Raw genomic sequence first — 25,185 nt, forward strand, 5'->3', positions numbered from 1 at the left:
GGGATGCAGAGGGATGCAGGGGATGCAGAGAGCGCGTGGCGCTTCGGTACGTCGGTGACCGGACCGCAGGAGGAGACCGCTTCGAGGCGGCGGCCGGGGTCACGCATCCGCAGGTGACAACTCTGTGTCGTGCGGTGATGTCGTAGGGTGAATCCCGGATGTGTCACTCGGACGCGTGGTCCGGTCGTGAGGGGAGTGCCGGGTGCGGGACTCGAACCCGCAAGCCCTTTCGGGCAGATGTGTTTGAGACATCCGTGTATGCCATTCCACCAACCCGGCCGGGCGTGGACTGTCAGCAGCATACCGTGTACGTGTCAGAGGGCGCCGCTAGGTAGGCTGCAAGGGCACCACCTGCCTGGAACGAGGAGACCCGTGAGCGCCGCCGAGCCCGAGCAGCCCGTCGCCGACGACGACCAGTCGCATGTCCCGCCGCAGACGACCCGTGTGGTCATCGCCGAGGACGAGGCTCTCATCCGTCTCGATCTCAAAGAGATGCTGGAGGAGGAGGGCTACACCGTCGTCGGCGAGGCCGGGGACGGCGAGAAAGCCGTGGAGCTGGCCCGGGAGCACCGTCCGGACCTGGTGATCCTGGATGTGAAGATGCCGATCCTCGACGGGATCTCCGCCGCGGAGAAGATCGCCGAGGAGAGCATCGCCCCGGTCCTGATGCTCACCGCGTTCTCGCAGCGCGAACTGGTGGAGCGGGCGCGGGACGCCGGGGCCATGGCGTACCTCGTCAAGCCGTTCAGCAAGAGCGACGTGGTGCCGGCGATCGAGATGGCCGTGAGCCGGTTCACGGAGCTCAAGACGCTGGAGAAGGAGGTCGCCGACCTCACCCAGCGGCTGGAGACCCGCAAGCTGGTCGACCGGGCGAAGAGCATCCTGCAGACCCAGTACGGGCTGACCGAGCCCGCCGCCTTCCGCTGGATCCAGAAGACGTCGATGGACCGCCGGCTGTCCATGCAGCAGGTCGCCGAGGCGGTCATCGAGGACGCCGAGGAGAAGAAGCAGCAGAAGGACAAGAAGGTCAAGGAAGGCGAGTAGCCGGATAGCCGGCCGGCCGGGTAGAGGCCGGGGTCCGCGGCCCGCGGCAGTGCCGGCCCGGCATCGTGCCGTTCCGGGGCCCCGCAGGTCCGGGGCCCCGCCGGTCCGGGGCCCCGCCGGTCCGGTCCTCGTCCAGGTGGTCAAGCCTTCCGTTCAGTCCTCTCAGACCTCTCAGTCCTCGCCCAGGTAGGCCTTCCGTACGGACTCGTCGTGCAGGAGTTCCTGGCCGGTGCCGGACAGTACGACGGTGCCGGTCTCCATGACGTGGCCGTGGTCGGCGAGGGAGAGGGCGGCCTGGGCGTTCTGCTCGACGAGGAGGATGGTGGTGCCTTGGGCGCGCAGTTCGCGGATGGTGTCCATGATCTTCTGCATCATGATGGGGGACAGGCCCATGGAGGGTTCGTCCAGCATCAGCAGTTTGGGCCGGGACATCAGGGCGCGGCCCATGGCGAGCATCTGCTGTTCGCCGCCGGAGAGGGTGCCGGACGCCTGGCGGCTGCGTTCGCCGAGGATCGGGAAGAGTTCGTAGACGCGCCGGATGTCGGCCTCGATGCCGGCCTGGTCCTTGCGCAGGAACGCGCCCAGCTTGAGGTTTTCGGCGATGGTCAGCCGGGGGAAGAGGCGGCGGCCTTCGGGGGAGTGGGCGAGGCCGCGTTCGACGATCTTGTGGGCGGGGACGCCGGTGAGCGGCGCGCCGTCGAAGCTGATCTTTCCGGCGAGGGGCTTGAGGAGGCCGGAGAGGGTGCGCAGGGTGGTGGTCTTGCCGGCGCCGTTGGTGCCGATGAGGGTGACGACCTGGCCGGCCTCGACGGTGAAGGAGATGCCCTTGACGGCTTCGATCTTGCCGTAGGCGACGCGCAGGTCCTCGACCCGGAGGAGCGGGGGTGTGGTCATCGGGCGTCTCCTTCCGGGGCGGAGTTCCCGGGCGGGGAGTCCCCCGGTGGCGGGTTCCCGGGCGGGAGGTCCGCGTGTGCGGTGTCGTCCCGGGCGGCGGGAGCGTGCCCGGCGGCGCGCGCCTGTTCCTCCGCGGCCCGTACCTCGGCGGCCTCCTCCGCGCCGGGTGCGTCCTCGAAGGGCGTGCCGAGGTAGGCGGCGATGACGCGTTCGTCGGCCTGGACGACCTCGGAGGTGCCTTCGACGAGTTTCTCGCCCTGGACGAGGACGGCGACGCGGTCGCAGAGGTTGAAGATGAAGCGCATGTCGTGCTCGATGACGAGGACGGCGGTGCCCTGGTCGCGGATGGCGAGGACGAGGTCCTGGGTGGCGCGGGTCTCCTGGGGGTTCATGCCGGCGGTGGGCTCGTCGAGGAGGAGCAGGCCGGGTTCGCTGGCGAGGGCGCGGGCGATCTCCAGCTTGCGCTGTTCGCCGTACGACAGGTTGCGGGCGAGGTGGTCGCGTTTGGCGGCGAGTCCGGTGAACTCCAGGAGTTCCATGGCGCGTTCCTCGGAGGAGCGTTCGGCCTTGTGGAAGCCGGGGCCGCGCAGGAGGGCGGACCAGAGCCCTTCTTTGGTACGGGTGTGGCGGCCGACGAGGGTGTTTTCCAGGACGGTCATGTTGGCGAAGAGGCGGATGTTCTGGAAGGTGCGGGCGACACCGGCCTTGGTGACGAGGTGGGGTTTGCGGGAGAGGCGGGTGCCCCGGAAGCTGACGATGCCTTCGGTGGGGACGTAGAGGCCGGTGAGGCAGTTGAAGAAGGTGGTCTTGCCGGCGCCGTTGGGGCCGATGAGGCCGACGATCTCGCCGGCCCGGACCGTGAGGTCGACGCTGCGTACGGCGGTCAGGCCGCCGAAGCGCATGGTGACGCCGGCGGCTTCGAGGACGGGGCCGGCGGTGCTGGTGGGTGTGGTCATGGTCTCGTCACGCCTTCGCCTGGGAGCCGCCGAGGGCCTGGTCCGCGTCGGGCAGGCGCGTATCGGGTACGTCGAGCTGGCCGGTCTCGTGGAATTCGAGCTGCTTCCTGCGGTCCGGGATCAGGCCCTCGGGGCGGAAGCGCATGAGCAGGACGAGGGCGAGGCCGAACAGGAGCAGCTGGTAGTCCTGGAGGAAGTCGAGTTTGGCGGGGATGAGGAAGAGCAGGGCCGCGCCGACCAGGGGCCCGCTGAGGGTGCCCATGCCGCCGAGGATGACGGCGGCGAGGAGGAACGCGGAGTTGGGCGGGGTGGGCCCGGCGAACTGGAACTGTTCGGGGGTGGCGGTGGTGACGACGTGGACGTGGACGGTCCCGGCGAGTCCGGCGAGGGCGGCGCCGAGGGCGAAGGCGAGCAGCCGCAGCCGGAAGCTGTTGATGCCCATGGCGACGGCGGCGGTCTCGTCCTCGCGGATGGCGATCCAGGCGCGGCCGATGCGGGAGGCGGCGGCGCGGCGGAAGACCAGGACCACGATGGCGGTGACGAAGATCATCAGGAGGTAGTAGTTGCCGTACGTGGCGATGGTGAAGCCGAGGAACTCGTGGGGTTCGCCGAAGTTGAAGCCGAAGATCACCAGGTTGGGGATGTTGGGGATGCCCATGGCGCCGTTGGTGACGTCGGGTCCCGTGGTGCCGTTGAGGTTGAGCATCGCGATACGGAAGATCTCGCCGAAGCCGAGGGTGACGATGGCGAGGTAGTCGCCGCGCAGGCGCAGGGTGGGGGCGCCGATCAGCACGCCGAAGGCGAGTGAGGCGGCGGCGCCGGTCAGCAGGGCGGCCCAGAACGGGAAGTGGAGCCCCAGGGCGGATTCGGGGCTGCCGGAGACGAGGGCGGCCGCGTAGGCGCCGACGCCGAGGAAGGCCACGTATCCGAGGTCGAGGAGCCCGGCGAGGCCGACGACGACGTTCAGGCCGAGGGCGACGGTGGCGAAGATGAGGATGTTGGCACCGATGATCGTGTACTGGTCGGTGTCCTGGGTGAGGGGGAAGCAGGCCGCGGCGACGAAGGCCGCGGCCAGTGCGACACTGCGGTGCCGCGCGGTGATCGCGGTGAGGCGGCCGATCAGCCCCGCGCGGAGCAGGGCGGGTACGGCGAGCGCGACGAAGATCAGATAGCCGACGAAGGGCGGGCCGTCCTCCGCGTCGATGCCGTACGTGAAGACGAACAGCCCGGCGCCGACGGCCGCGGCGATGACCAGGATCTCGCCCCAGGAAGGCAGCCGCCGCGCGGGTTTGCGCAGGGGGACGGGGGCCAGGGCGCCCGTGAAGCGGTGCCAGGCGCCGGGCGCCGGCCCGGCCTCCGCGGGGTCGGTGCGGTCCGCGGGCAGGCCGAGGGCGCCGAGCAGGGTGACGAGGGCGGCGGCGCCCGCGATGAAGCCGCCGGCCTCCAGGTTGACCAGGCCGCCGAGGTCGACGGCGATGGCACCGAGGGTGAACCAGGTGACGGCGAAGGTGGCGACGGCCGCGAACAGGACGGGGGCGGTGCGGCCGGCCGGGGTGAGCCAGCCGAAGCCGCGGACGCCGAGACCGGAGAGGGCGAACAGGAGGGTGAGCACACCGCCGGCGAGGGTGATCAGCTGTAGACCGGCGGGGGACCCGTAGTAGGTGAGATCGCCGGGGAAGTCGCTGCTCCAGGTCCAGGCGAGGGCGGTGGACGCGGCGGTGGCGAGGGCGGCGGCCGCGGTGGTGAGGAGGGCGCCGCGTTCGGGGAGGGGAAGGACGCCGGGGCGGCGCCGGGGCGTGGTCCCGGCCGTCTTGCCGGTGCCGTCGCCGCCGTTGGCGGGTGTGGTGGTGGTCATCGCTATCACGCCCGATCCGCGACGCGTTCGCCGAGCAGGCCCTGTGGCCTCAAGAGGAGGACGAGGATGAGGAGGACGAAGGCCCAGACGTCCTTCCAGGCTCCGCCGCCGAACTGCTGCATACCGGGTATCTCCTCGACGTAGCCGGTGGCGAGCGCTTCGGCGACGCCGAGGACGAGGCCGCCGAGCATGGCGCCGTAGATGTTGCCGATGCCGCCGAGGACGGCCGCGGTGAAGGCCTTGAGGCCGAGGATGAAGCCCATGCGGAACTGCACCTCGCCGGTGCGCAGCCCGTAGGCGACGGCGGCGACGCCCGCGAAGACGGCGCCGATGGCGAAGGCCAGCACGATGATCCGGTCGGTGTTGATGCCCATGAGCTTGGCGGTGTCCGGGTCCTGGGCGGTGGCCTGCATGGCGCGGCCGCTGCGGGTGCGGGCGACGAAGAAGCCGAGGGCGATCATGCAGACCGGTGCGGCGACGATGACGAAGATGTCGCCGCGCTGGACGGTGGCGCCCAGGATCTCGAAGGAGTCGCCCTTGAACTGCGGGAAGACCCGGGCCTTGTTGCCCTCGGGGTACCACTTCCAGACGGCCTGCTGGAGGACGATGGACAGGCCGATCGCGGTGATCAGGGGCGCGAGACGGGGGGCGCCGCGCAGCGGACGGTAAGCGAAGCGTTCCGCTGCCACCCCGACGAGGCCGGAGACGATGACGGCCCCGAGGAGCATCAGGGGCAGCGCGAGGAGGAGGGACGTGCCGGACGGCATGACGAGGTAGACGGTGAGCGCGCCGAAGCCGCCGACCATGAAGATCTCGCCGTGCGCGAAGTTGATGAGCTGGACGATGCCGTAGACCATCGTGTAGCCGATCGCGATGAGTCCGTACATCGCGCCGAGGATGAGTCCGTTGGCCAGCTGTTGCGGCAGTTCGTTCACCGCAGGGCCTCCGTGGGGTGGGAAGACGGTACGGGCGGTGGCGGCTGCCCGTGTGCCGCGTTCCGGCGCCACGGGGTGTGTGGCGTTCGGGCGCGGCCCGGGGGCACTGGCCGGTGTGGTGCGGCGGGGTCCGGCGGGCCCGGGACCGCGGACGGTCCGGGCCCGCCGGCCCCGGCGGTACGGGGTCGTACCGGCCGGTTCAGCTCTTGCCGGCCTTGTCGAACTTCTTGAACTCCGCGCTGAAGCGGGCGGCCCACTTGCCCTGGTCGACCTGGTACGCGGTGATCATGGTGTTGGTGGTGTCGCCGTACTTGTCGAAGGCGACGTGGCCGGTGACGCCGTCGAAGGAGACCTGGTTCATGGCGTCGACGACCTTCTTGCGCGCGTCGCCCGGCAGCTTGCCGCCGTTGTCCCCGACGACCTTCTTGACGGCCTGGATCAGGGCCCAGGTGGCGTCGTAGGAGGAGCCGCCGTACGCCTCGTAGCGGTCCTTGTAGCCGGCGGCCTGGTAGTCGTCGATGAACTTCTTGGCGGAGGCGAGCTGCTCGACGGGCTTGCCCACGGAGGAGGCGTAGTCACCCTGCGCCTTCTTGTTGAGCTTGATGTAGTCCGCGCTGTACATGCCGTCGCCGCCCATCAGGGGGACGGTGACGCCGCCGTCCTTGAGCTGCTGGCTCAGCGGCCCGGACGCGGGGTACTCGCCGCCGTAGAAGACGACGTCGGGCTTGGCGCTCCGGACCTTGGCGACGACGGCCTTGAAGTCGCGGTCCTCCGGGTTGACGTGCTCGGAGCCGACGATCTTGCCGCCCAGTTTGGTGAACTGGGTCTTGAAGGAGGCGGCGAGGCCCGCGCCGTAGGTCTTCTGGTCGTCGATGACGTAGGCGTTCTTGAACTTGGCCTTCTCCCAGGCGAACTGGCCGTCGAAGGCGCCCTGCACCTCGTCGGTGGTGGCGGTGCGGAAGTAGGTGGAGAACTGCCGTACGCGCTTGTTCTGCTTCCAGTCCTTGCCCTGGGTGAGGTCGGGGGTGGTGTTGGCCGGGGATATCAGGGCCACGCCGCTCTGCTGGGCGACCTGCTGCATGGACTGGGCGACGCTGGAGTTCAGCGGGCCGACGATGCCCAGCACGTCCTTGTCGCCGGCGAGTTTGGTGGCGTTCTGCTGACCGACGTTGGCCTGCGCCTTGTCGTCGAGCGCCTCCAGCTTGAAGTTGACGCCCTTGACCTCGCCGGCCTTGTTGGCGTTGTCGACGGCGAGCTGGGCGGAGTTGCGGATGCCCAGGCCCAGGGCGGAGAGTTCGCCGGTGATCGGGGCGTCGAGCCCGATGGTCACGGACGTCTTCGACTCCCCGTCGCCCTTCTTGTCGTCGCCGCGGGAACCGCACGCGGAGAGTGTGAGGGCGCCTGCGGTGACCGCGGTGGTGAGTATGAGCAAGGAACGGTGACGCACGATCAGTCCTTTCCCTGGCGCGGTCGGTGCGCGTCGCACGACCGTTTCGCGCGCCGGGCTGTACGGGCGGTACAGGGGCCGTGCTCGCAACGCGCGCCCGGCGGCGCGGTGACTGGCGGTGACTCTAGAGCGGTGCCCGGTGACCTGACAGCGGCGCTGACCAGGATGTGACGCTCTTGTTATGACCGTCGATGAGCGTTTTGCCCTCATGCCCCTTACATTCGGCGCGGACGCCGAGCGGAGCGCGAACTGGCACTTCCCGCAGGGGATTTGAGGCTGATCTCCGTTCGGATGTCCGCATTTCGGATGTGACGTGCGGGGCGGATGGGCGGCCGGGACGCCAGCGGGAGCCCGGCGACGATGGAACCCGCCGTACGGGCACGGAGCGTTACGGGGCGCGGGGGCGCACGGCACGCAGCGGACGACGGGAACCGCGCACCCCGGAGAGCACGGCGGCGGCCCCGCTCCCAGGTCCGGGAACGGGGCCGCCGTGACGCCGTGTGCGCCGCGCGTCGCAGGCGCGCGGCGACGGGCTCAGCTGCGGTACGCCGACGCGTCCGCGTCACGCAGCATGCAGGTCAGCCGCGCGCTGCAGACCCGCTTGCCGTCCTCGTCGGTGATGGCGACCTCGTACGTGGCGGAGGAGCGGCCGCGGTGCACGGGGGTGGCGACGCCGGTGACCAGGCCGGACCGGGCGCCGCGGTGGTGGGTGCAGTTCAGGTCGACGCCGACGGCCAGCTTGGCCGGGCCGCCGTGCAGCATCGCGCCGACCGAGCCGAGGGTTTCGGCGAGCACCGCGGAGGCGCCGCCGTGCAGCAGCCCGTACGGCTGGGTGTTGCCCTCGACGGGCATGGTGCCGACGACCCGGTCGGGTGCGGCTTCCAGGACCTGCACGCTCATACGCGTACCGAGGTGACCGGCGGAGAACAGCGCGGCGAGGTCCAGGCCGAGCCCGGCCCACTGGTCGATGATCTCCTGCGGAAACGTGGTCGCGCGCTGCTCGCCCATGTCCTGCGGCTCCGTTCGTGTGCCGGTGGCGGCGGTACGGCGCGCGGGGCGGCGCCGGTCCGACGCCGGTCGTTGAGTCGTGCACGTTCTTATCAGGCTACGGCGCGGCGGTCCGGCCCGGGGCCGCGCTCCCGGGCCGGACCGACGGGCGAGCCGCCCGGTCACGTCTGCGGCGCCGCCGGTTCCAGGCGGACGACCAGCGACTTCGAGGCAGGGGTGTTGCTGGTGTCGGCGGTGTGGTCGAGCGGCACCAGGACGTTGGTCTCCGGGTAGTACGCCGCCGCGCAGCCGCGCGCCGTCGGGTAGTGGACGACACGGAAGCCGGGCGCGCGCCGCTCCGTACCGTCGGTCCACTCGCTGACGAGGTCCGTGTACGAGCCGTCGGCCAGGTCCAGCGCGCGGGCGTCCTCGGGGTGGACCAGGACGACGCGGCGGCCGTTCTTGATGCCCCGGTAGCGGTCGTCGAGGCCGTAGATGGTGGTGTTGTACTGGTCGTGCGAGCGCAGGGTCTGGAGGAGCAGCCGGCCTTCGGGCAGGTGCGGGTACTCCACGGGGGCGGCCGTGAAGTTGGCCTTGCCGGTGGCCGTGGGGAAGCTGCGCTCGTCGCGCGGGGCGTGCGGGAGGGCGAAGCCGCCGGGGCGGGCCACCTTGGCGTTGAAGTCCTCGAAGCCGGGGATGACACGGGCGATCCGGTCACGGACCGTGCCGTAGTCCTGCTCGAAGTCCTCCCACGGCGTACGGCTGTCCGGGCCGAGGGCGCGGCGCGCGAGGCGGGCGACGATGGCGGGCTCGGAGAGCAGGTGCGGGCTCGCGGGCGCCAGCCGGCCGCGCGAGGCGTGCACCATGCCCATCGAGTCCTCGACGGTCACGAACTGCTCGCCGCCCGCCTGTACGTCGCGCTCCGTGCGGCCCAGGGTGGGCAGGATCAGGGCGCGGGCGCCGGTGACCACGTGCGAGCGGTTGAGCTTGGTGGAGACGTGCACGGTCAGCCGGGCGCGGCGTACGGCGGCCTCGGTGACGTCCGTGTCGGGAGTGGCGGAGACGAAGTTGCCGCCCATCGCGAAGAAGACCTTGGCGTCGCCGTCGCGCAGGGCACGGATGGCCCGTACGACGTCCAGGCCGTGCTCCCTGGGAGGCGCGAAGCCGAACTCCTTCTCCAGCGCGTCCAGGAAGGCGGGCGCGGGGCGCTCGAAGATGCCCATCGTGCGGTCGCCCTGCACGTTGCTGTGGCCGCGCACCGGGCAGACGCCCGCGCCGGGGCGGCCGATGTTGCCGCGCAGCAGGAGAAAGTTGACGACTTCCTGGATGGTGGGGACGGAGTGCTTGTGCTGGGTCAGGCCCATGGCCCAGCAGACGATGGTGCGGCGGGACGCCAGGACCATCTCCAGCGCGCGCTCGATCTCCTCGCGGGTCAGGCCCGTCGCGGCCAGCGTCGCGTCCCAGTCGGTGTCCGCGCGGGCCGCCGCGGCGAACTCCTCGAAGCCGTGGGTGTGCTCGGCGACGAAGTCGGTGTCGACGGCGCCCTCGGTCTCCAGGATGAGGCGGTTGAGCGTACGGAAGAGGGCCTGGTCGCCGCCGAGGCGCACCTGGAGGAAGAGGTCGGTCAGGGCCGTGCCGCGCCCGGCGAGGCCGCGCGGGCTCTGCGGGTTCTTGAAGCGCTCCAGGCCCGCCTCGGGCAGCGGATTGATCGAGATGATCTTCGCGCCGCCGGCCTTGGCCTGCTCCAGCGCGGAGAGCATCCGGGGGTGGTTGGTGCCCGGGTTCTGCCCGGCGACGATGATCAGATCGGCCTTGTACAGGTCCTCCAGCAGGACGCTGCCCTTGCCGATGCCGATGGTCTCCGTCAGCGCCGAGCCGGAGGACTCGTGGCACATGTTGGAGCAGTCGGGCAGGTTGTTCGTGCCGAATTCGCGCGCGAAGAGCTGGTAGAGGAAGGCGGCCTCGTTGCTCGTACGGCCGGAGGTGTAGAAGACGGCCTCGTCGGGGGAGCCGAGCGCGGCCAGCTCCTCGCCGATGATGTCGAAGGCCCGCTCCCACGCCACGGGCTCATAGCGGTCGGCGCCCTCGGCGAGATACATCGGCTGGGTCAGGCGGCCCTGCTGGCCGAGCCAGTAGCCGCTGCGGTCCGCGAGGTCGGAGACCGGGTGGGCGGCGAAGAACTCCGGGGTGACGCGGCGCAGCGTGGCCTCCTCGGCCACGGCCTTGGCGCCGTTCTCGCAGAACTCGGCCGCATGGCGGTGCTCGGGCTCGGGCCAGGCGCAGCCGGGGCAGTCGAAGCCGTCCTTCTGATTGACCCGCAGCAGCGTCAGGGCCGTGCGGCGCACGCCCATCTGCTGCTGGGACACGCGCAGCGCATGGCCGATGGCCGGCAGGCCGACGGCGTAGTGCTCGGGCGCCGAGACCTCGGGTGAGTCCTGGATCGGGTCCGACGCGGGCGGCTTGCCTGCCATGGCGCTCTCCCTTGAGCCGGGCCCAGCCCGCCGTCCGGAGCGTGTCCGGGCGGCTGCTGAGCGTGTTCTGTGCAGTTGGGGTGCGGGCGACGCGGTCCCCGCACGCGGCGGCGGCCGGTTGTCCGTACACCACAGATCCTGTCACGGACGACTGACAGCGGCGCCGTCGCGGTCGTCGCGGCGGGGATTGTCAGTGCGGCGTGGCAGGATCGGGGATGTGGCAGCAAAGGCAGCGAAGAAGAGCGAAGCGACCGGCACCGAAGCGGTGGAGGGCGGCCGTCCCCGGCTGCTCCTGATGGACGGGCATTCCATGGCGTACCGGGCGTTCTTCGCCCTGCCCGTGGAGAATTTCACCACCGCCACCGGACAACCGACCAATGCGATCTACGGCTTCGCGTCGATGCTCGCGAACACCCTGCGTGACGAGACCCCCACGCACTTCGCGGTGGCCTTCGACGTCTCGCGCAAGACCTGGCGCTCCGAGGAGTTCCCCGACTACAAGGCGAACCGCTCCAAGACGCCCGACGAGTTCAAGGGCCAGGTCGAGCTGATCGGCGAGATGCTGGACGCGATGCACGTCAAGCGCTTCGCCGTGGAGGGCTTCGAGGCCGACGACGTCATCGCCACGCTCGCCACCCAGGCCACCGCCCAAGGCTTCGCGGTCTCCATCGTCACCGGTGACCGCGACTCCTTCCAGCTCGTCACCGACGACGTCACGGTGCTGTACCCGACCAAGGGCGTCTCCGAGCTGACCCGCTACACCCCCGAGAAGGTCCAGGAGAAGTACGGCCTGACCCCCGCCCAGTACCCGGACTTCGCGGCGCTGCGCGGCGACCCGTCCGACAACCTGCCCGGCATTCCCGGCGTCGGCGAGAAGACCGCCGCGAAGTGGATCAACCAGTTCGGCTCGTTCGCGGAGCTGGTGGAGCGCGCCGAGGAGGTCAAGGGCAAGGCCGGGCAGAATTTCCGCGACCACCTGGAGGCGGTCAAGCTCAACCGCGTCCTGACCGAGATGGTGCGCGACGTGGAGCTGCCCTGCGGCCCCGCCGAGCTGATCCGCGACGCCTACGACCGGTCGGCGCTGACCGTCTTCCTGGAGGGCCTGGAGATCCGCAACCAGGGCCTGCGGGAGCGTCTGCTGGCCGCCGACCCGGGCGCGGCGGAGGCCGAGGACGCCGGGCCCGCGCCCGCCGAGGTGGAGATCGACGGCACCGTCGCCGCCGCCGGCGAGCTGGCCCCGTGGCTGGCCGAGCACGGCGGGAAGCTGCTGGGCGTCTCCACCGTCGACACCTGGACCGTGGGCAGCGGCAGCGTCGCCGAGGTCGCCCTGGCCACCGCCGAGGGCCCGGCCGTCTGGTTCGACCCCACCGAGCTGGACGAGGCCGACGAGCGCGCCTTCGCCGCCTGGAGCGCGGACCCCGCGAGCCACAAGGTCATGCACAACGTCAAGGGCCTGATGCGGGTCTTCGGCGAGCACGGCTGGAGCATCGACGGCGTCACCATGGACACCGCCCTCGCCGCCTACCTGGTCAAGCCGGGCCGCCGCTCCTTCGCCCTGGACGCCCTGTCCGTCGAATACCTGGGCCGCGACCTGGCCCCCGCCGCCGAGGACAGCGGCCAGCTCGCCTTCGGCGCCGACGACCGGGCCCAGGCGGACGCCCTGATGAGCCAGGCCCGCACCGTCCTGGACCTCGGTGCCGCCATGACCACCAAGCTGGACGAGGTCGGCGCCTCCGACCTGCTGCGCGACCTGGAGCTGCCCACGAGCGTGCTGCTGGCCAGGATGGAGCGGGCCGGCATCGCCGCCGACCGCGGCTGGCTGGAGCGCATCGAGCAGCAGTTCGCCGCGGCCGTCCAGCAGGCCGTGCAGGAGGCGCACGCCGCCGCCGGACACGAGTTCAACCTCGGCTCGCCCAAGCAGCTCCAGGAAGTGCTCTTCGGCGAGCTGGGCCTGCCCAAGACCAAGAAGACCAAGACCGGTTACACGACCGACGCCGACGCCCTGGCCTGGCTCGCCGCCCAGACGGAGAACGAGCTCCCGGTGGTCATGCTGCGCCACCGCGAGCAGTCCAAGCTGCGCACCACGGTCGAGGGCCTGATCAAGACCATCGCGGCGGACGGCCGCATCCACACCACCTTCAACCAGACGGTGGCCGCCACCGGCCGCCTCTCCTCCACCGAACCGAACCTGCAGAACATCCCGGTCCGTACGGACGAGGGCCGCGCGATCCGCCGCGGCTTCGTGGTCGGCGAGGGGTACGAATCCCTGCTGACCGCCGACTACAGCCAGATCGAACTGCGCGTGATGGCCCACCTCTCCGAGGACGAGGGCCTGCTCGAAGCGTTCACCTCCGGTGAGGACCTGCACACCACCGTCGCCTCCCAGGTCTTCTCGGTCGCCAAGTCCGAGGTCGACCCGGAGATGCGCCGCAAGATCAAGGCGATGTCCTACGGCCTGGCGTACGGCCTGTCGGCGTTCGGTCTCTCCCAGCAGCTCGGCATCCAGCCCGACGAGGCCCGCCGCCTGATGGACAACTTCTTCGAGCGGTTCGGCGGGGTGCGCGACTACCTCCAGGACGTCGTCGACAAGGCCCGCGCCACCGGCTACACCGAGACGATCATGGGCCGCCGCCGCTACCTCCCCGACCTGAACAGCGACAACCGCCAGCGCCGCGAGATGGCCGAGCGGATGGCGCTGAACGCCCCCATCCAGGGCACCGCCGCCGACATCGTCAAGGTGGCGATGCTGCGGGTCGACGAGGCGATGCGGGCGGCCGGCCTCACCTCCCGGATGCTGCTCCAGGTGCACGACGAAATCGTGGTCGAGGTCGCGCCCGGCGAGCGCGAGCAGGTCGAGGAGCTGGTGCGGCGCGAGATGGCGGGCGCCGTGGAGCTGCGCGCCCCGCTGGACGTGTCGGTCGGCTCCGGCGGCGACTGGGAATCGGCGGCGCACTGAGCTGGGGCTGTCTGTACGGCCGGGGCCGTAGGACTGGGTCCGTACGGCCGGGCTGTATGGCCGGGCGCGTACGGCTGTAGGGCGCGCGGGTACGGACGGGCCGGGCCCGAGCGGTTGCCGGGCGTCGCGTACGGAAGCGTGCGCGGCGCTGCGGCGCTGTGGTCCGGCGCCGTGGTCCGGCGTTGCGGTCGTCTACGGTCGCACGCCGGGCTGTTCGTGCGCGGGCCTGCGTTCCTCCCGGGGCGCGCGGCCGCGGTGCAGCAGCCGTACCGCCACCGCGTACAGCGGCAGCCCGAGGGCCAGGCCCGCGCCTGCGCCGAAGAGCACGGTCGGCACGTAGTCGAACCAGGTCACCGCCAGCTTCCCGAACTCGGCGCGGGCCCGCAGCGTACGGTGCACGGCGCCGGCGAGCAGGCACAGCGCGAGCAGCGCCACGCCGAGCAGCCGACGCCCTCCGGTCAGCACCGGCAGCCCGACCGGAGGCCGCCCCTCCGGCGTCCGCCGCAGCGCCGTCCACAGGAACCAGCCCATCGCCCCCAGAGCCAGTGCCGACGTGCCGTACTGCACGTACGTGCAGAGGGGGAAGCCCCCGACGGTCTCGTTGAGGACGGGAACCAGCCGCGTGCCCCAGCGGCCCGGATGCGTGAACGCGTCCCAGATGGTGTGGGTCAGCGCGCCCAGCACCGCCGACACGTAGAACCAGAGGGCGAGCGCCGCGAGTGCTCCGCCGCCCGCGGGCCAGGGACGTCCGCGTACCACCGCGTACACCCTGCCGCGCCAGGCCGTCGGCAGCAGCGCCACCAGCGGTTCGCGCAGCAGCAGCCAGCCGCCCACGAGCAGGGCGGTGATCAGCGCGTCCACGGTGAGCACGCCCGGCAGCCCGTGCGTGACGTCGCCGAAGAGCATGGCGCCGGGCAGCACGCTGTCCGCGTAGTAGGTGACGTCCGGCGCGAACGACCCGGCGACGAGAGCCGAGGCGACCAGCGGCCCGCGCGCCGTCCCCGTCCGGCGCAGGGCCGGGAGCACGGCAGCAGCATGGCTGAGTGTGAACGGCATGACTCTCTCCCTGATCGTTTAGGATCAGTATGTCTGGCGTTGAGAGCAGTAGCTGCCCGCCGGAAGTTGTCGTAGTGTCACGTGAGTTGGGAGCGCCGGGGAGCGCTGCACGGCGCCGTGCGCGCGGTGGATCAACGCGGAGGGGACGGGCAACAGATGGCAGCCACATTCGGGCGGAGGCTCCGTAAAGGAGCGGCCTCGACGGCGGTGGCGGCGCTCGCGCTGGCTGCCCTGACCGCGTCCCAGGCGCCGGGAGCGGCCGAGAGCCGGGCCGGGAACGCCGCCGAGGACCCCGCGCCCGCGGGTGACACCCCCATCGACGGCGGCTCGCCCTACTACACCGACCTGCCGCCCCTCAACAGTCCCGTCAAGCCGGGCGGTTCGCCCGGCACCGGCGGACCGGCCGCCACCGGACCGGCCGAGGCGGGCATACCCGCCACCGTCCTGGACGCGTACCGGAAGGCCGAGGCCCGCGTCGCCCAGTCCGACCCCGGCTGCCGGCTGCCCTGGCAACTGCTCGCCGCCATCGGCAAGGTGGAATCCGGCCACGCCCGCGGCGGAGCCGTGGACGCCGAGGGCACCACCGTGCAGCGGATCACCGGCCCGCAGCTCAACGGCAACGGCTTCGCGCGGATCACCGACACCGACCACGGCGTCTTCGACGGCGACACCACGCACGACCGCGCCGTGGGCCCGATGCAGTTCATCCCCTCGACCTGGTCCAAGGGCGGCCCCGACGGCACCGGCTGGGGCGCCGACGGCAACGGCGACGGCAAGAAGGACCCCAACAACATCTACGACGCGGCCCTCGGCGCCGGCCGCTACCTCTGCGCCAACAACCGCGACCTGTCCGTACAGAGCGACCTGGACAAGGCCGTCCTCGGCTACAACCCGTCGCAGACGTACCTGAACACGGTCCTGTCCTGGCTCGCGTACTACCGCAAGGGCACGCACGAGGTCCCCGACGGCAAGGGCCTGCTCCCGGTGCACCGCGGCGGCGCGGGCAGCGGCAGGGGCGCTTCCACGGGCGCCGGGCCCACACCGGGCCGTACGACTCCGCCCGGCCACCGGCCCGGCACCGGCCAGGGCGGCGGCGGCAGGACCACCGAGCCCGGCGGGCCCAGCAGTAAGCCCGGCGGCAGCAAGCCGGGGGGTGGCAAGCCGACGACCCCGTCGAAGCCGACGACCCCGCCCACCGGCCCCGGCACCCCCAAGCCCACCGACCCGCCGACCACACCGCCGACCACACCGCCCACCAAGCCTCCGACGAAGCCCGCGCCGGTCACCGCCCTGGAGCGGATCGGCGCGAAGGACCTCACGGCCACCGCGGGCGAGGACTTCGCCGAGCCGGTGCGCGTACGGGCGAAGAACGCCGACGGCAAGCCGGTCGCGGGCGTACCCGTCGAGTTCCGCGTCGTCGGCGGGACCGGCGCCCGGTTCGCGGGGAAGACCGACCACGTCACCGTCCTGACCGGCGCCGACGGCATCGCCACCGCGCCGAAGCTCAGCGCCGGCGACCAGGCCGGCAGCTTCACCGTCCGGGCGACCGCGGTGGGCCGCCAGGTCCCCGCGACCGACGTCACCGCCACCGTCAAGGCCAAGCCCGCGCCCGCTCCCAAGGCCGACGCGCTGGCCCGCACCACCGACGCCGAGCTGACCGCGAAGGCGGGCGAGACCTTCGCCGAGGGCGCCGTCGAGATCAAGGCCACATACCAGGGGAAGATCGCGGCGGGCGTCGCGGTGACCGCGACGATGGTCACCGGCGACCCGAAGCAGCCCGTGGAGAACGACAAGGGGCCGTACTTCGCCGGTACCGGCGCGGACAAGGACGGGGCCGCGGACCCGGGCAAGGACGGGGCTGCGAGCAAGGACGGGGCCGCGGGTAAGAACGGGGCTGCAGACAAGGCTGGGGCCACGGACAAGGACAAGGCCGAGGGCAAGCCCGTCCGCAGCCTCACCTTCAAGACCGGCGCCGACGGCCTGCTCAAGCTGCCGGAGATCCGTACCGACAAGCAGCCGGGCACCTTCCTGCTGCGCCTGACCACCGCCGACGGCGCGGTCCTGACCGTCGAGCTGACCGTCACCCCGTAGCCGCCGCGCGGCCCTCGCCGGCACCACGACCGCCACCGCCGTCCCGCTCCCGCCGAGCCGGACGGCGGTTGCGGTTGCGGTTGCGGTGTCGGTCGCGGTGCCGGTCGCGCCTGCGGGCACGGTCACGAGGTGCGGTCGCGAGGTGCGGTCGCGAGGTGCGGTCGCGGTGCAACGTGTTCTCATCTGCGCCGCCCGTTGCTACGGTGCCCCAGCCCTGAAGCCCCCACGCCCTGAAGCCCGACGCCCCAACACCCCGAAGTCCGAAGCCCCGACGCCCCGACAGCTCAAGGGAGGCCGACCATGCGCGCACTGACCGCCGCCGCGATCGGACTGGCCGCGGCCTTCGCCCTCGTCCTCGCCGTCACCGCGGTAGGCGCGCCCAGCGGCGGGACCTCCCCCGAACCGCTGCGCACCACGGTCCCCGCACACCCCTGAGAGGGAGGGCGCCACGCCATGCGACGCAAAGCCAGCCTGGTCCTGCTCGCCTTCGCCGTCTTCTTCACCGCGCTGTCCCCGCTGCTGCGCTGGTACGCCTTCCCGCGCCTCGTCAAGATCCCGCCGAACCAGTACCAGGACATGGTCCTGGAGGCGAAGCCCGCCACCCTCCTCGACTACGGCACGATGCGGGCCCGCCAGGTCTCCAAGATCTCCATCGTGCAGACGCTCAAGGGCAACGTCGAGGAATCCGAACGCATCGAGCGGACCGCCGGCCGCGACGTCGTGGTCTGGGACGCGCTCTCCTACGTCGCGGGGCCCGACGGCAAGATGGTCTCGCAGATCCCCGAGCGCTACATCTTCGACGCCCACACCCAGGAGCCCGTGCACGCCACCGGCGAAATGGTCGACGGCGACCCCGTACGGCGCACCGGCATCGAGTTCAAGTGGCCCTTCCTCACGGAGCCCCGCGACTACGACTACTTCGACGCGCAGACCCGCACCTCGGCCCCCATCCACTACAAGGGCACCCGCACCTTCCGCGGCCTGGACGTCTACTACTTCGAGCAGACCATCCCCTGGACCAAGGTCCCGCTCCCCGAGAAGATGCCGGTCCAGGGCATCACCACGCAGGCTGTCGAGAAGGCCGGTACCAGCCGCTGGTACAGCACCAAGCGGATGTTCTGGGTGGACCCGGTCACCGGCGCGCCCGTCAACGGGGAGGAGAACCACCGGGAGGAACTGCGCGGCGGCAGCCTCGTCCCCGGCGGCGGCAAGGTCACCGCCTTCTCCGGACACGTCAAGATGCGGCCGGACTACGTGGCGGCCACCGTCGACCTCGTGACCTCGCAGCGCCGGCTCGTCCTGCTCCTCACCAGCTATCTGCCCTGGGGCTTCCTCGGCCTCGGCGCCGGGCTCCTCACCCTGAGCCTCGTCCTGGAGGCCCGCGGCCGCCGCCCGGACCGGGGCCACCCGGAACCGGACCGCACCGAACGCGTCAGCCCGGTTTGAGCCGTGCCGACCGCACTGAGCGGGTCAGCCCCGTTTGAGCCGGGCCGTCGTGTGCCGCGTCGGCTGGGCGCCGGACGGGTTCTCGGGCCAGGGGTGCTTCGGGTACCGGCCGCGCAACTCGGCCCGTACGGACCGGTAACCGTCCTTCCAGAAGGACGCCAGGTCGGCCGTGACGGCGGCCGGCCGCCCCGCGGGGGACAGCAGGTGTACGAGTACGGGAACGCGGCCGCCCGCCACCCGGGGGGACTCCTGCCAGCCGAAGAGCTCCTGGAGCTTGACGGCCAGCACCGGCTGCTCACCGCCGTAGTCCACCCGGATCCGCGACCCGCTCGGCACCTCGATGCGCTCCGGCGCCAGTTCGTCGAACCGGACCGCCGCACCGCTCGCCCACGGCAGCAGCCGGGCCAGCGCCTGGCCCGCGTCGATCCGCTCCAGGTCGGCACGCCGCCGTGCCCGCCCCAGTTCCACACCCAGCCACGTGTCCAGCTGCGCCAGCAGCGCCGCATCCGACACATCGGGCCAGTCGTCGCCCACCACCCGGTGCAGGAACGCCATCCGCTGCCGCAGCGAGCGCGCGCCCTCGGTCCACCGCAGCAGCCCGATACCGTCCCCGCGCAGCCCGTCCGCCAGCGCCTCCCGTACGAGGGCGGAATCGGGGGAGCGCAGTGGGCGGGCCACCAGTTCGACGGCGCCGAGCCGTTCGACGGAACGGGCCACCACGTCCCCGTCGGCCCAGCGGACCTCCTCACCGGCCGCGTACAGCGCCCCGGCCGCCGCGCGCGCGGTGTCCTCGTCGATCACGGCCGCCAGCCGCACCCGCGCGGACGCCGCCGCCACGGGCCGGTCGGCGACCGCCACCGCCAGCCACGGCGCGCTGCGCAGCCGCGACCCGTCCCCCAGCTCGGCACCGGTCCCGGACGCCATCAGAAACGCGCCCGCGCCACGGGCCCGCGCCACCCGCTCGGGGAACGCGAGGGCGGCCACCAGCCCGGCGGCCGCGTCGTCGCCGACGGCGGGAGGCATCGGACCGGTTCCCGGTGCCGCGTCCGTACGCGACTCCGGACCGGCTCCCGGAGCCGCGTCTGTACGCGCCTCCGGCCGCCTCCGCGACCCCGTCACCGCGGAGGCGAGCCGGCGGGCCTCCTGACGCCAGCGGGCGTCGTACGCGTCCTGCCCCCGCCGGGCCGTACGCCATGCGGCGGCCAGGTCGTCCCCGTACTCCCGCGGCGGTTCCTCGCTCAGCAGCGCGACCACCTCGGCGGCACGGCGCTCACCGACCTGCCGCGCGCCGTCCAGCAGCGCGCGCGCCAGACGCGGATGCAGGCCCAGCCGGGACATCCGTACGCCGCGGTCGGTGACCCGGCCATCCGCGCCCACCGCGCCGATCGCCGTCAGCACCTCGCGCGCCGCGGCCAGCGCACCGGCGGGCGGTGCGTCGAGCAGGGCCAGGCCCGTCGCTTCCGGATCGCCCCAGCAGGCGGCCTGCAACGCGAACGCGGTGAGATCCGCGACCTTGATCTCCGGCGCCGGGAAGCGCGGCAGCCGCGCGTGCTCCCCCTCGGACCAGCAGCGGTAGACCGTTCCCGGCGCCTCGCGCCCGGCCCGCCCCGCACGCTGCCGGGCCGACGCCTGGGAGGCCCGTACGGTCGTCAGCGCACTCAGCCCGCGCGCATGATCGGTACGGGGTTCCCGCGCCAGCCCGCAGTCCACGACCACCCGTACGCCCGGAACCGTCAGGCTCGACTCGGCCACCGAGGTCGCCAGCACCACCCGGCGCCGCCCCGCGCCCCCCGACAGCACCGCGTCCTGGACGGCGGCCGGCGCCCGCCCGTGCACCTGCAACACATCGATGCCGCCGTCCGCGACATCGGCCAACTGCCCCGCCACCCGCGCGATCTCGCCGACCCCGGGCAGGAAGCAGAGCACGTCCCCCGGATGCTCGCGCAACGCCCGGCGCACCGTCGCCGCGACGTGTCCGAGCAGCGCCGGGTCGACCCGCATACCGTGCGCGGGCCGCACCGGCCGCTCCGGTGGCGCCCAGACGACGTCCACCGGGTGGGACACCCCCGCGGCCTCGACCACCGGAGCCGTGCTCCCGTCTCCGCCGCTGGTGCCGTCGCCGCCGCCCAGCAGCCGGGCCCAGCCCGCGGCGTCCGTCGTCGCCGAGGCCGCGATCAGCCGCAGCTCCGGGCGCAGCGTCGCCCGTACGTCGAGGAGGAAGGCCGCGGCGGTGTCGGCGTCCAGATGCCGTTCATGGCACTCGTCGAGCATCACGGCGTCGACGCCCGACAGCTCAGGGTCACGCTGCAACCGTTGCAACAGCACACCGGTGGTCACGACCTCGATAACCGTACGAGGCCCGGCCGTGCGCTCACCGCGCACGGTGAAGCCGACCCGGTCGCCCACCTGCTCGCCCAGCAGCCAGGCCATCCGCCGGGCGGCGGCACGGGCCGCGATCCGGCGCGGCTCGGCGACGATCACACGGCGGGGGGCGCCCGCAGGCTTCTGCCCCTTCTGCTCCTTCTGCGCATCGAGGAGGCCGGCCCCGAGAAGGCCGGCCAGCTCCAGCGGCACCAGGGTCGTCTTGCCGGTGCCCGGGGGCGCGCAGAGCACCGCCGCGCCGTGCCCGTCCAGCGCTTGCTCCAGCGCGGGCAGGGCGGTCCGTACGGGCAGCTGGGCGAGGGCGTCGTGGCGGATCACGCCGACCAGTTTCCCGGACGGGCGGGGGAGGCGGGGGAGAGGGGCGGGGCGGGTACGAGGGCGGAGGTGCCTGCTCTGTAGCCGCGTCCGTCGCCGCGCCGCCCTGCGCTGCCCTACGCTGCCCCGTCCTGCTCCGGGCCGCCCCGCCCTGCCCGCGTCGTCAGTCCGCGACGCAGACGAAGATCGCCGTACCGGGGATGAGGTTCCCGCGCAATGGCGACCAGCCGCCCCACTCCTGGGAGTTCCATTCCGGCCACTCCGGCTCGACCAGGTCCACCAGCCGGAAACCCGCGGCGGCCACGTCCCGCACCCGGTCGCCCAGCGTCCGGTGATGTTCCACGTATACCGCCCGGCCCGTCTCGTCCTGCTCGACGTACGGCGTGCGGTCGAAGTAGGACGCCCCGACGCTCAGGCCCTCAGGGCCCGGCTCGTCGGGGAAGGCCCAGCGGATGGGATGGGTCACCGAGAACACCCAGCGACCGCCCGGCCGCAGTACCCGCCGCACCTCCCGCATCACGCGCACCGGGTCGGCGACGAAGGGGACCGCCCCGTACGCGGAACACGCGAGGTCGAAGGAGGCGTCGCGGAAGGGCAGCGCACCGGCGTCCGCCTCGACCAGGGCGAGCTGCGCCGACACGCCCGGGGCGGCCGGGGTGGCGGCCGGTGCGCCCGGTGCGTCCGGTGCGTCGGCCGGGTCCGGGCCCGTGGGCTCCGCCTCCGTACCGATCCGCAGGGCGTGCTGGAGCTGCCGGTGCGACAGGTCGAGCGCCACCGGGCGGGCGCCCTGCGCCGCCAGCCAGCGCGAACACTGGGCCGCGCCCGCCCCGATCTCCAGGACCCGGCGCCCCTTCAGCTCCGTCGCGGGCCCCATCAGCCCGGCCTCCGCCTCGTCCAGCCCCTCGGGACCCCAGACGAAACGGTCGTCGCCCAGAAACGCTCCGTGGTCGTTCTGGTACTCGTCCGCATTGCGGTCCCACCAGCCGCGGCTGGCCCGGCTGCTCTCCGTGTCCGAGGCGGCACGTCGTGTCGCCTCCGGCTCGTGCTCTTGGATCATTGCGCCCGTCGTCGTACTCTTCGCTGAGCTTGTGGCTACCGGTGGCCGAGAGGCTTCGATGGCCTCGCGGAACATGGCGTGTGCCGGTTATGGGGCGTTCCGCCCCGGGTGTGCGTCTTCGCGCATTGACCGTGTCCGGCTGCCCCCGTATGCTACAAGTTGCGCTGCGGGCCTGCGCACCTCAGACGGAGCAGGTCGCGCTCGCATCTGTATGTATGTCCCCTCGGTTTTTGGGACGCTGCCGGTGCTTCGGTTGGTTTTTCGGAGTTCCGTGTCCAGTGCCTCCGACGCTGTCCGGTCTTATGCAGAAGCGATACAGGCTCCCGGCGTAGCAGTACCTACGACTTCAATGTCCGTACCGGAGCCCTTTCCCACATGACGAGCAGCACCGAGACCACCGCCACCACCCCGCAGGTTGCGGTCAACGACATCGGTAACGAGGAAGCCTTCCTCGCCGCGATCGACGAGACGATCAAGTACTTCAACGACGGCGACATCGTCGACGGCGTCATCGTGAAGGTCGACCGGGACGAGGTCCTGCTCGACATCGGTTACAAGACCGAAGGCGTTATCCCGAGCCGCGAGCTCTCGATCAAGCACGACGTCGACCCCAATGAGGTCGTCGCCGTCGGTGACGAGATCGAAGCCCTTGTTCTCCAGAAGGAGGACAAGGAAGGCCGCCTGATCCTCTCGAAGAAGCGCGCCCAGTACGAGCGTGCCTGGGGCACCATCGAGAAGATCAAGGAAGAGGACGGGATCGTCACCGGTACCGTCATCGAGGTCGTCAAGGGTGGTCTCATCCTCGACATCGGCCTCCGTGGCTTCCTGCCGGCCTCCCTGGTCGAGATGCGCCGCGTGCGCGACCTGCAGCCCTACGTGGGCAAGGAGCTCGAGGCCAAGATCATCGAGCTGGACAAGAACCGCAACAACGTGGTCCTGTCCCGCCGTGCCTGGCTGGAGCAGACCCAGAGCGAGGTCCGTCAGACCTTCCTCACCACCCTCCAGAAGGGTCAGGTGCGCTCCGGCGTCGTCTCCTCCATCGTCAACTTCGGTGCCTTCGTGGACCTGGGTGGCGTGGACGGCCTGGTGCACGTCTCCGAGCTGTCCTGGAAGCACATCGACCACCCCTCCGAGGTCGTCGAGGTCGGCCAGGAGGTCACGGTCGAGGTCCTGGACGTCGACATGGACCGCGAGCGCGTGTCCCTGTCGCTCAAGGCGACCCAGGAAGACCCGTGGCAGCAGTTCGCCCGGACCCACCAGATCGGTCAGGTCGTCCCGGGTAAGGTCACCAAGCTCGTTCCGTTCGGTGCGTTCGTGCGCGTCGACGAGGGCATCGAGGGCCTGGTCCACATCTCCGAGCTGGCCGAGCGCCACGTGGAGATCCCGGAGCAGGTCGTCCAGGTCAACGACGAGATCTTCGTCAAGGTCATCGACATCGACCTGGAGCGTCGCCGGATCTCGCTGTCGCTGAAGCAGGCCAACGAGTCCTTCGGCGCCGACCCGACGGCGGTCGAGTTCGACCCGACCCTGTACGGCATGGCCGCGTCCTACGACGACCAGGGCAACTACATCTACCCCGAGGGCTTCGACCCCGAGACCAACGACTGGCTCGAGGGCTACGAGACCCAGCGCGAGGCGTGGGAGGGCCAGTACGCCGAGGCGCAGACGCGCTTCGAGCAGCACCAGGCCCAGGTCATCAAGTCCCGCGAGGCGGACGAGCAGGCGGCGGCCGAGGGCGCGGCGGCTCCGGCCGCGAGCGGCTCGGGCAACACCGGCGGCGGCAACGTCTCCGGCGGCTCGTACTCCTCGGAGTCGGCGGACAACTCCGGCGCCCTGGCGTCGGACGAGGCCCTGGCCGCGCTGCGCGAGAAGCTGGCCGGCGGCCAGAGCTGAACGCGTCAGCCGGTGAGTGCTAACCGGTAGGACATAGAAGGCCCGCTCCCTTTGGGGGCGGGCCTTCGTCTTGTCGTTGCGCTTGGGTGTGGGGTCAGCCGATCGGGACGCCCGGAGTGGCGACTCCGCGTCCGCCGGTGACCTTGTTGTCGCCCGAGACCGTCACCGGACAGTTGGACGCGTGGTAGTTGGTGATGTGGAATCCGTAGCGGTCCGGGCCCGTCGCTCCGCTCAGATCGGACCGGTTGTTGCGGAAGACCGTGCCGCAGCCCCAGCCCGGCTGCTGGCTGTGCGTCTCGTAACCGTTGTTACGGGTGTGCTTGCCGGTGTTGTTCTCCACCAGCACCTTGTTGCCCTTGATGTCGGCCCACGAGTCGTCGTAGTGGGCACCGGTCAGCCCGCTGCCGTCGAAGGTATTACCGATGATCTTCGCGCCGGTGGTGCCCTCCTTGATGTCGATGTTCTCGCCGCCGACACCGGGCCCGATGGTGTTGCGCAGGATCTGAACGTTGTCGCTCTTGTCGCTCTTGTCGCTCTTGTCGCTCTTGTCGCTCTTGTTCGCGGTTTCGCCCGCGCTGCCCACGTACACGCCCTCGCCCATGCCGCTGCCGTCCCGCCCGGTGTCGTGGATCCGCGAATTCTTGATCACACCGTCCTTGCTGGACTTGCGGAAGTGCACACCCTCCATGTCCAGCCCGTGCACGGTCACGGAGTCGAGGACCACACTGTTCGCCGCGTCCACCACGATGCCTTTCTGGCCGCCGGTGACGGTGATGCCCTGGACCGTCCAGTACGCGGCGCCGTTCAGATGGAGCCCGTAACCGCCGCTCGCTCTGAGGACGGCCTTGGCGGAACCGGCGAGAGTGATCCGCGCCGAGGCGCCGGCCGCCGCGGTGGCCTTGAAGTTGCCCTGGTACGTGCCGTCGGCGAGCCGAATGGTGTCGCCCGGCCCGGCCGCCGACAGCGCGCTCTTGAGCTGGGCGGCCGTGGAGACGTCGATGGTGCGGGCGGGGGCGGTGCGGGCGGGGGCGGAGCCCGGGGTGCTTCCGTGCGCCGCCGCGGAGGCCGCGAGCAGGGCGCCGACCCCCAGGAGTGCGGCGGCAGGGAGCGGCAGGAGAGATCGCGTGCGCATCGATGTGCCTTCCTGTACGTGAATGATGTACGTCACCATGAACAGGGAACGGAGGTGAAGGTAGCACTTATCGATGTGCGGTCAACCGGGGAAGGGAGCGGGGAGTTGGGGTCCGGTGTGCTCGGCTGCTGCTGCCTACTTGCTTGCGAACTCGGGGCTGGCGTAACGCTGTTCAGCATCGTGAACGCTCTGCCGGTGTCTGTGCGAGGTGCCAGGTATGGATGCGGTGGTGGGGGGGCGGGGTGCTGTGCGGGGTGCGGGGTGCGGG

Annotated in this window: 17 protein-coding genes and 1 tRNA gene; 6 read left to right on the plus strand and 12 right to left on the minus strand. The window is 71.6% G+C overall.

Going from position 1 to position 25,185, the window contains the following annotated elements; all coding sequences use genetic code 11:
* Positions 1–196: 196 nt before the first annotated feature.
* Positions 197–279, minus strand: a tRNA-Leu gene (locus tag A6A06_RS17415).
* Positions 280–372: 93 nt separating this feature from the next.
* Between A6A06_RS17415 and A6A06_RS17420 the strand changes: the two genes are divergently transcribed.
* Positions 373–1,044 carry an ANTAR domain-containing response regulator gene (locus tag A6A06_RS17420; protein ID WP_073762062.1) on the plus strand — a complete coding sequence of 224 codons (672 nt, stop codon included), beginning with the start codon at positions 373–375 and terminating at the stop codon, positions 1,042–1,044.
* A 171-nt stretch (positions 1,045–1,215) separates the two neighbouring features.
* On the opposite strand, the gene A6A06_RS17425 is transcribed toward A6A06_RS17420, so the two are convergent.
* The 7 genes from A6A06_RS17425 to A6A06_RS17455 form a co-directional block, all read right to left on the minus strand.
* The gene (locus A6A06_RS17425) at positions 1,216–1,938 is read right to left on the minus strand and encodes an ABC transporter ATP-binding protein (RefSeq protein ID WP_073762063.1); all 723 of its coding nucleotides are present in this window, start codon (positions 1,936–1,938) and stop codon (positions 1,216–1,218) included.
* The gene (locus tag A6A06_RS17430; protein WP_073762064.1) at positions 1,935–2,894 is read right to left on the minus strand and encodes an ABC transporter ATP-binding protein; all 960 of its coding nucleotides are present in this window, start codon (positions 2,892–2,894) and stop codon (positions 1,935–1,937) included. The genes A6A06_RS17425 and A6A06_RS17430 overlap by 4 nt, the downstream gene beginning before the upstream one ends.
* A gap of 7 nt (positions 2,895–2,901) precedes the next feature.
* The gene (locus A6A06_RS17435) at positions 2,902–4,749 is read right to left on the minus strand and encodes a branched-chain amino acid ABC transporter permease (protein WP_073762065.1); all 1,848 of its coding nucleotides are present in this window, start codon (positions 4,747–4,749) and stop codon (positions 2,902–2,904) included.
* 5 nt (positions 4,750–4,754) lie between these two features.
* On the minus strand, positions 4,755–5,684 hold the full coding sequence (locus A6A06_RS17440; RefSeq protein WP_073762066.1) for a branched-chain amino acid ABC transporter permease: 930 nt from the start codon (positions 5,682–5,684) through the stop codon (positions 4,755–4,757).
* A 199-nt stretch (positions 5,685–5,883) separates the two neighbouring features.
* Positions 5,884–7,116 (minus strand): branched-chain amino acid ABC transporter substrate-binding protein, encoded by a 1,233-nt coding sequence (locus tag A6A06_RS17445; protein ID WP_073762067.1) that lies wholly within the window; start codon positions 7,114–7,116, stop codon positions 5,884–5,886.
* A gap of 549 nt (positions 7,117–7,665) precedes the next feature.
* Positions 7,666–8,139, minus strand: a complete 474-nt coding sequence (locus A6A06_RS17450) for a PaaI family thioesterase (protein ID WP_073762068.1) — start codon at positions 8,137–8,139, stop codon at positions 7,666–7,668.
* Positions 8,140–8,300: 161 nt separating this feature from the next.
* Positions 8,301–10,589: an FdhF/YdeP family oxidoreductase gene (locus A6A06_RS17455; RefSeq protein ID WP_073762069.1), complete on the minus strand. Its 2,289-nt coding sequence runs from the start codon at positions 10,587–10,589 to the stop codon at positions 8,301–8,303.
* 217 nt (positions 10,590–10,806) lie between these two features.
* Here A6A06_RS17455 and polA point away from each other — a divergent pair, with 217 nt between their 5' ends.
* Positions 10,807–13,545, plus strand: coding sequence for a DNA polymerase I (polA, locus tag A6A06_RS17460; RefSeq protein ID WP_073762070.1), 2,739 nt, complete (start codon positions 10,807–10,809; stop codon positions 13,543–13,545).
* Between the two features lie 192 nt (positions 13,546–13,737).
* Here the strand turns inward: polA and A6A06_RS17465 are convergent, their stop codons facing one another.
* Positions 13,738–14,601 carry a DUF4184 family protein gene (locus tag A6A06_RS17465; RefSeq protein WP_073762071.1) on the minus strand — a complete coding sequence of 288 codons (864 nt, stop codon included), beginning with the start codon at positions 14,599–14,601 and terminating at the stop codon, positions 13,738–13,740.
* A gap of 156 nt (positions 14,602–14,757) precedes the next feature.
* Between A6A06_RS17465 and A6A06_RS17470 the strand changes: the two genes are divergently transcribed.
* The 3 genes from A6A06_RS17470 to A6A06_RS17475 all read left to right on the plus strand — a co-directional run bounded on the left by A6A06_RS17470 (position 14,758) and on the right by A6A06_RS17475 (position 18,138).
* Positions 14,758–16,692, plus strand: a complete 1,935-nt coding sequence (locus tag A6A06_RS17470; protein ID WP_073762072.1) for a lytic transglycosylase domain-containing protein — start codon at positions 14,758–14,760, stop codon at positions 16,690–16,692.
* A 300-nt stretch (positions 16,693–16,992) separates the two neighbouring features.
* A complete protein-coding gene (locus A6A06_RS41755) occupies positions 16,993–17,127 on the plus strand; it encodes an SPW_0924 family protein (protein WP_199930905.1) in 135 nt (44 codons plus the stop codon).
* Positions 17,128–17,145: 18 nt separating this feature from the next.
* Positions 17,146–18,138, plus strand: a complete 993-nt coding sequence (locus tag A6A06_RS17475) for a DUF3068 domain-containing protein (RefSeq protein ID WP_073762073.1) — start codon at positions 17,146–17,148, stop codon at positions 18,136–18,138.
* Positions 18,139–18,162: 24 nt separating this feature from the next.
* Here A6A06_RS17475 and hrpB read toward each other — a convergent pair whose 3' ends face one another.
* Both hrpB and A6A06_RS17485 read right to left on the minus strand, forming a co-directional pair.
* Positions 18,163–20,838: an ATP-dependent helicase HrpB gene (gene hrpB, locus A6A06_RS17480; protein ID WP_073762074.1), complete on the minus strand. Its 2,676-nt coding sequence runs from the start codon at positions 20,836–20,838 to the stop codon at positions 18,163–18,165.
* A 160-nt stretch (positions 20,839–20,998) separates the two neighbouring features.
* The gene (locus A6A06_RS17485) at positions 20,999–21,892 is read right to left on the minus strand and encodes a class I SAM-dependent methyltransferase (protein ID WP_073762075.1); all 894 of its coding nucleotides are present in this window, start codon (positions 21,890–21,892) and stop codon (positions 20,999–21,001) included.
* Between the two features lie 375 nt (positions 21,893–22,267).
* On the opposite strand from A6A06_RS17485, the gene rpsA reads away from it, so the two are divergent.
* On the plus strand, positions 22,268–23,785 hold the full coding sequence (gene rpsA, locus A6A06_RS17490) for a 30S ribosomal protein S1 (protein WP_073762076.1): 1,518 nt from the start codon (positions 22,268–22,270) through the stop codon (positions 23,783–23,785).
* Between the two features lie 94 nt (positions 23,786–23,879).
* Here the strand turns inward: rpsA and A6A06_RS17495 are convergent, their stop codons facing one another.
* Positions 23,880–24,917 (minus strand): right-handed parallel beta-helix repeat-containing protein, encoded by a 1,038-nt coding sequence (locus A6A06_RS17495; RefSeq protein ID WP_073762077.1) that lies wholly within the window; start codon positions 24,915–24,917, stop codon positions 23,880–23,882.
* Positions 24,918–25,185: the final 268 nt, after the last annotated feature.

The sequence above is a fragment of the Streptomyces sp. CB02923 genome (assembly GCF_001905005.1).
In the GTDB taxonomy this organism is placed as follows: Bacteria; Actinomycetota; Actinomycetes; order Streptomycetales; family Streptomycetaceae; genus Streptomyces.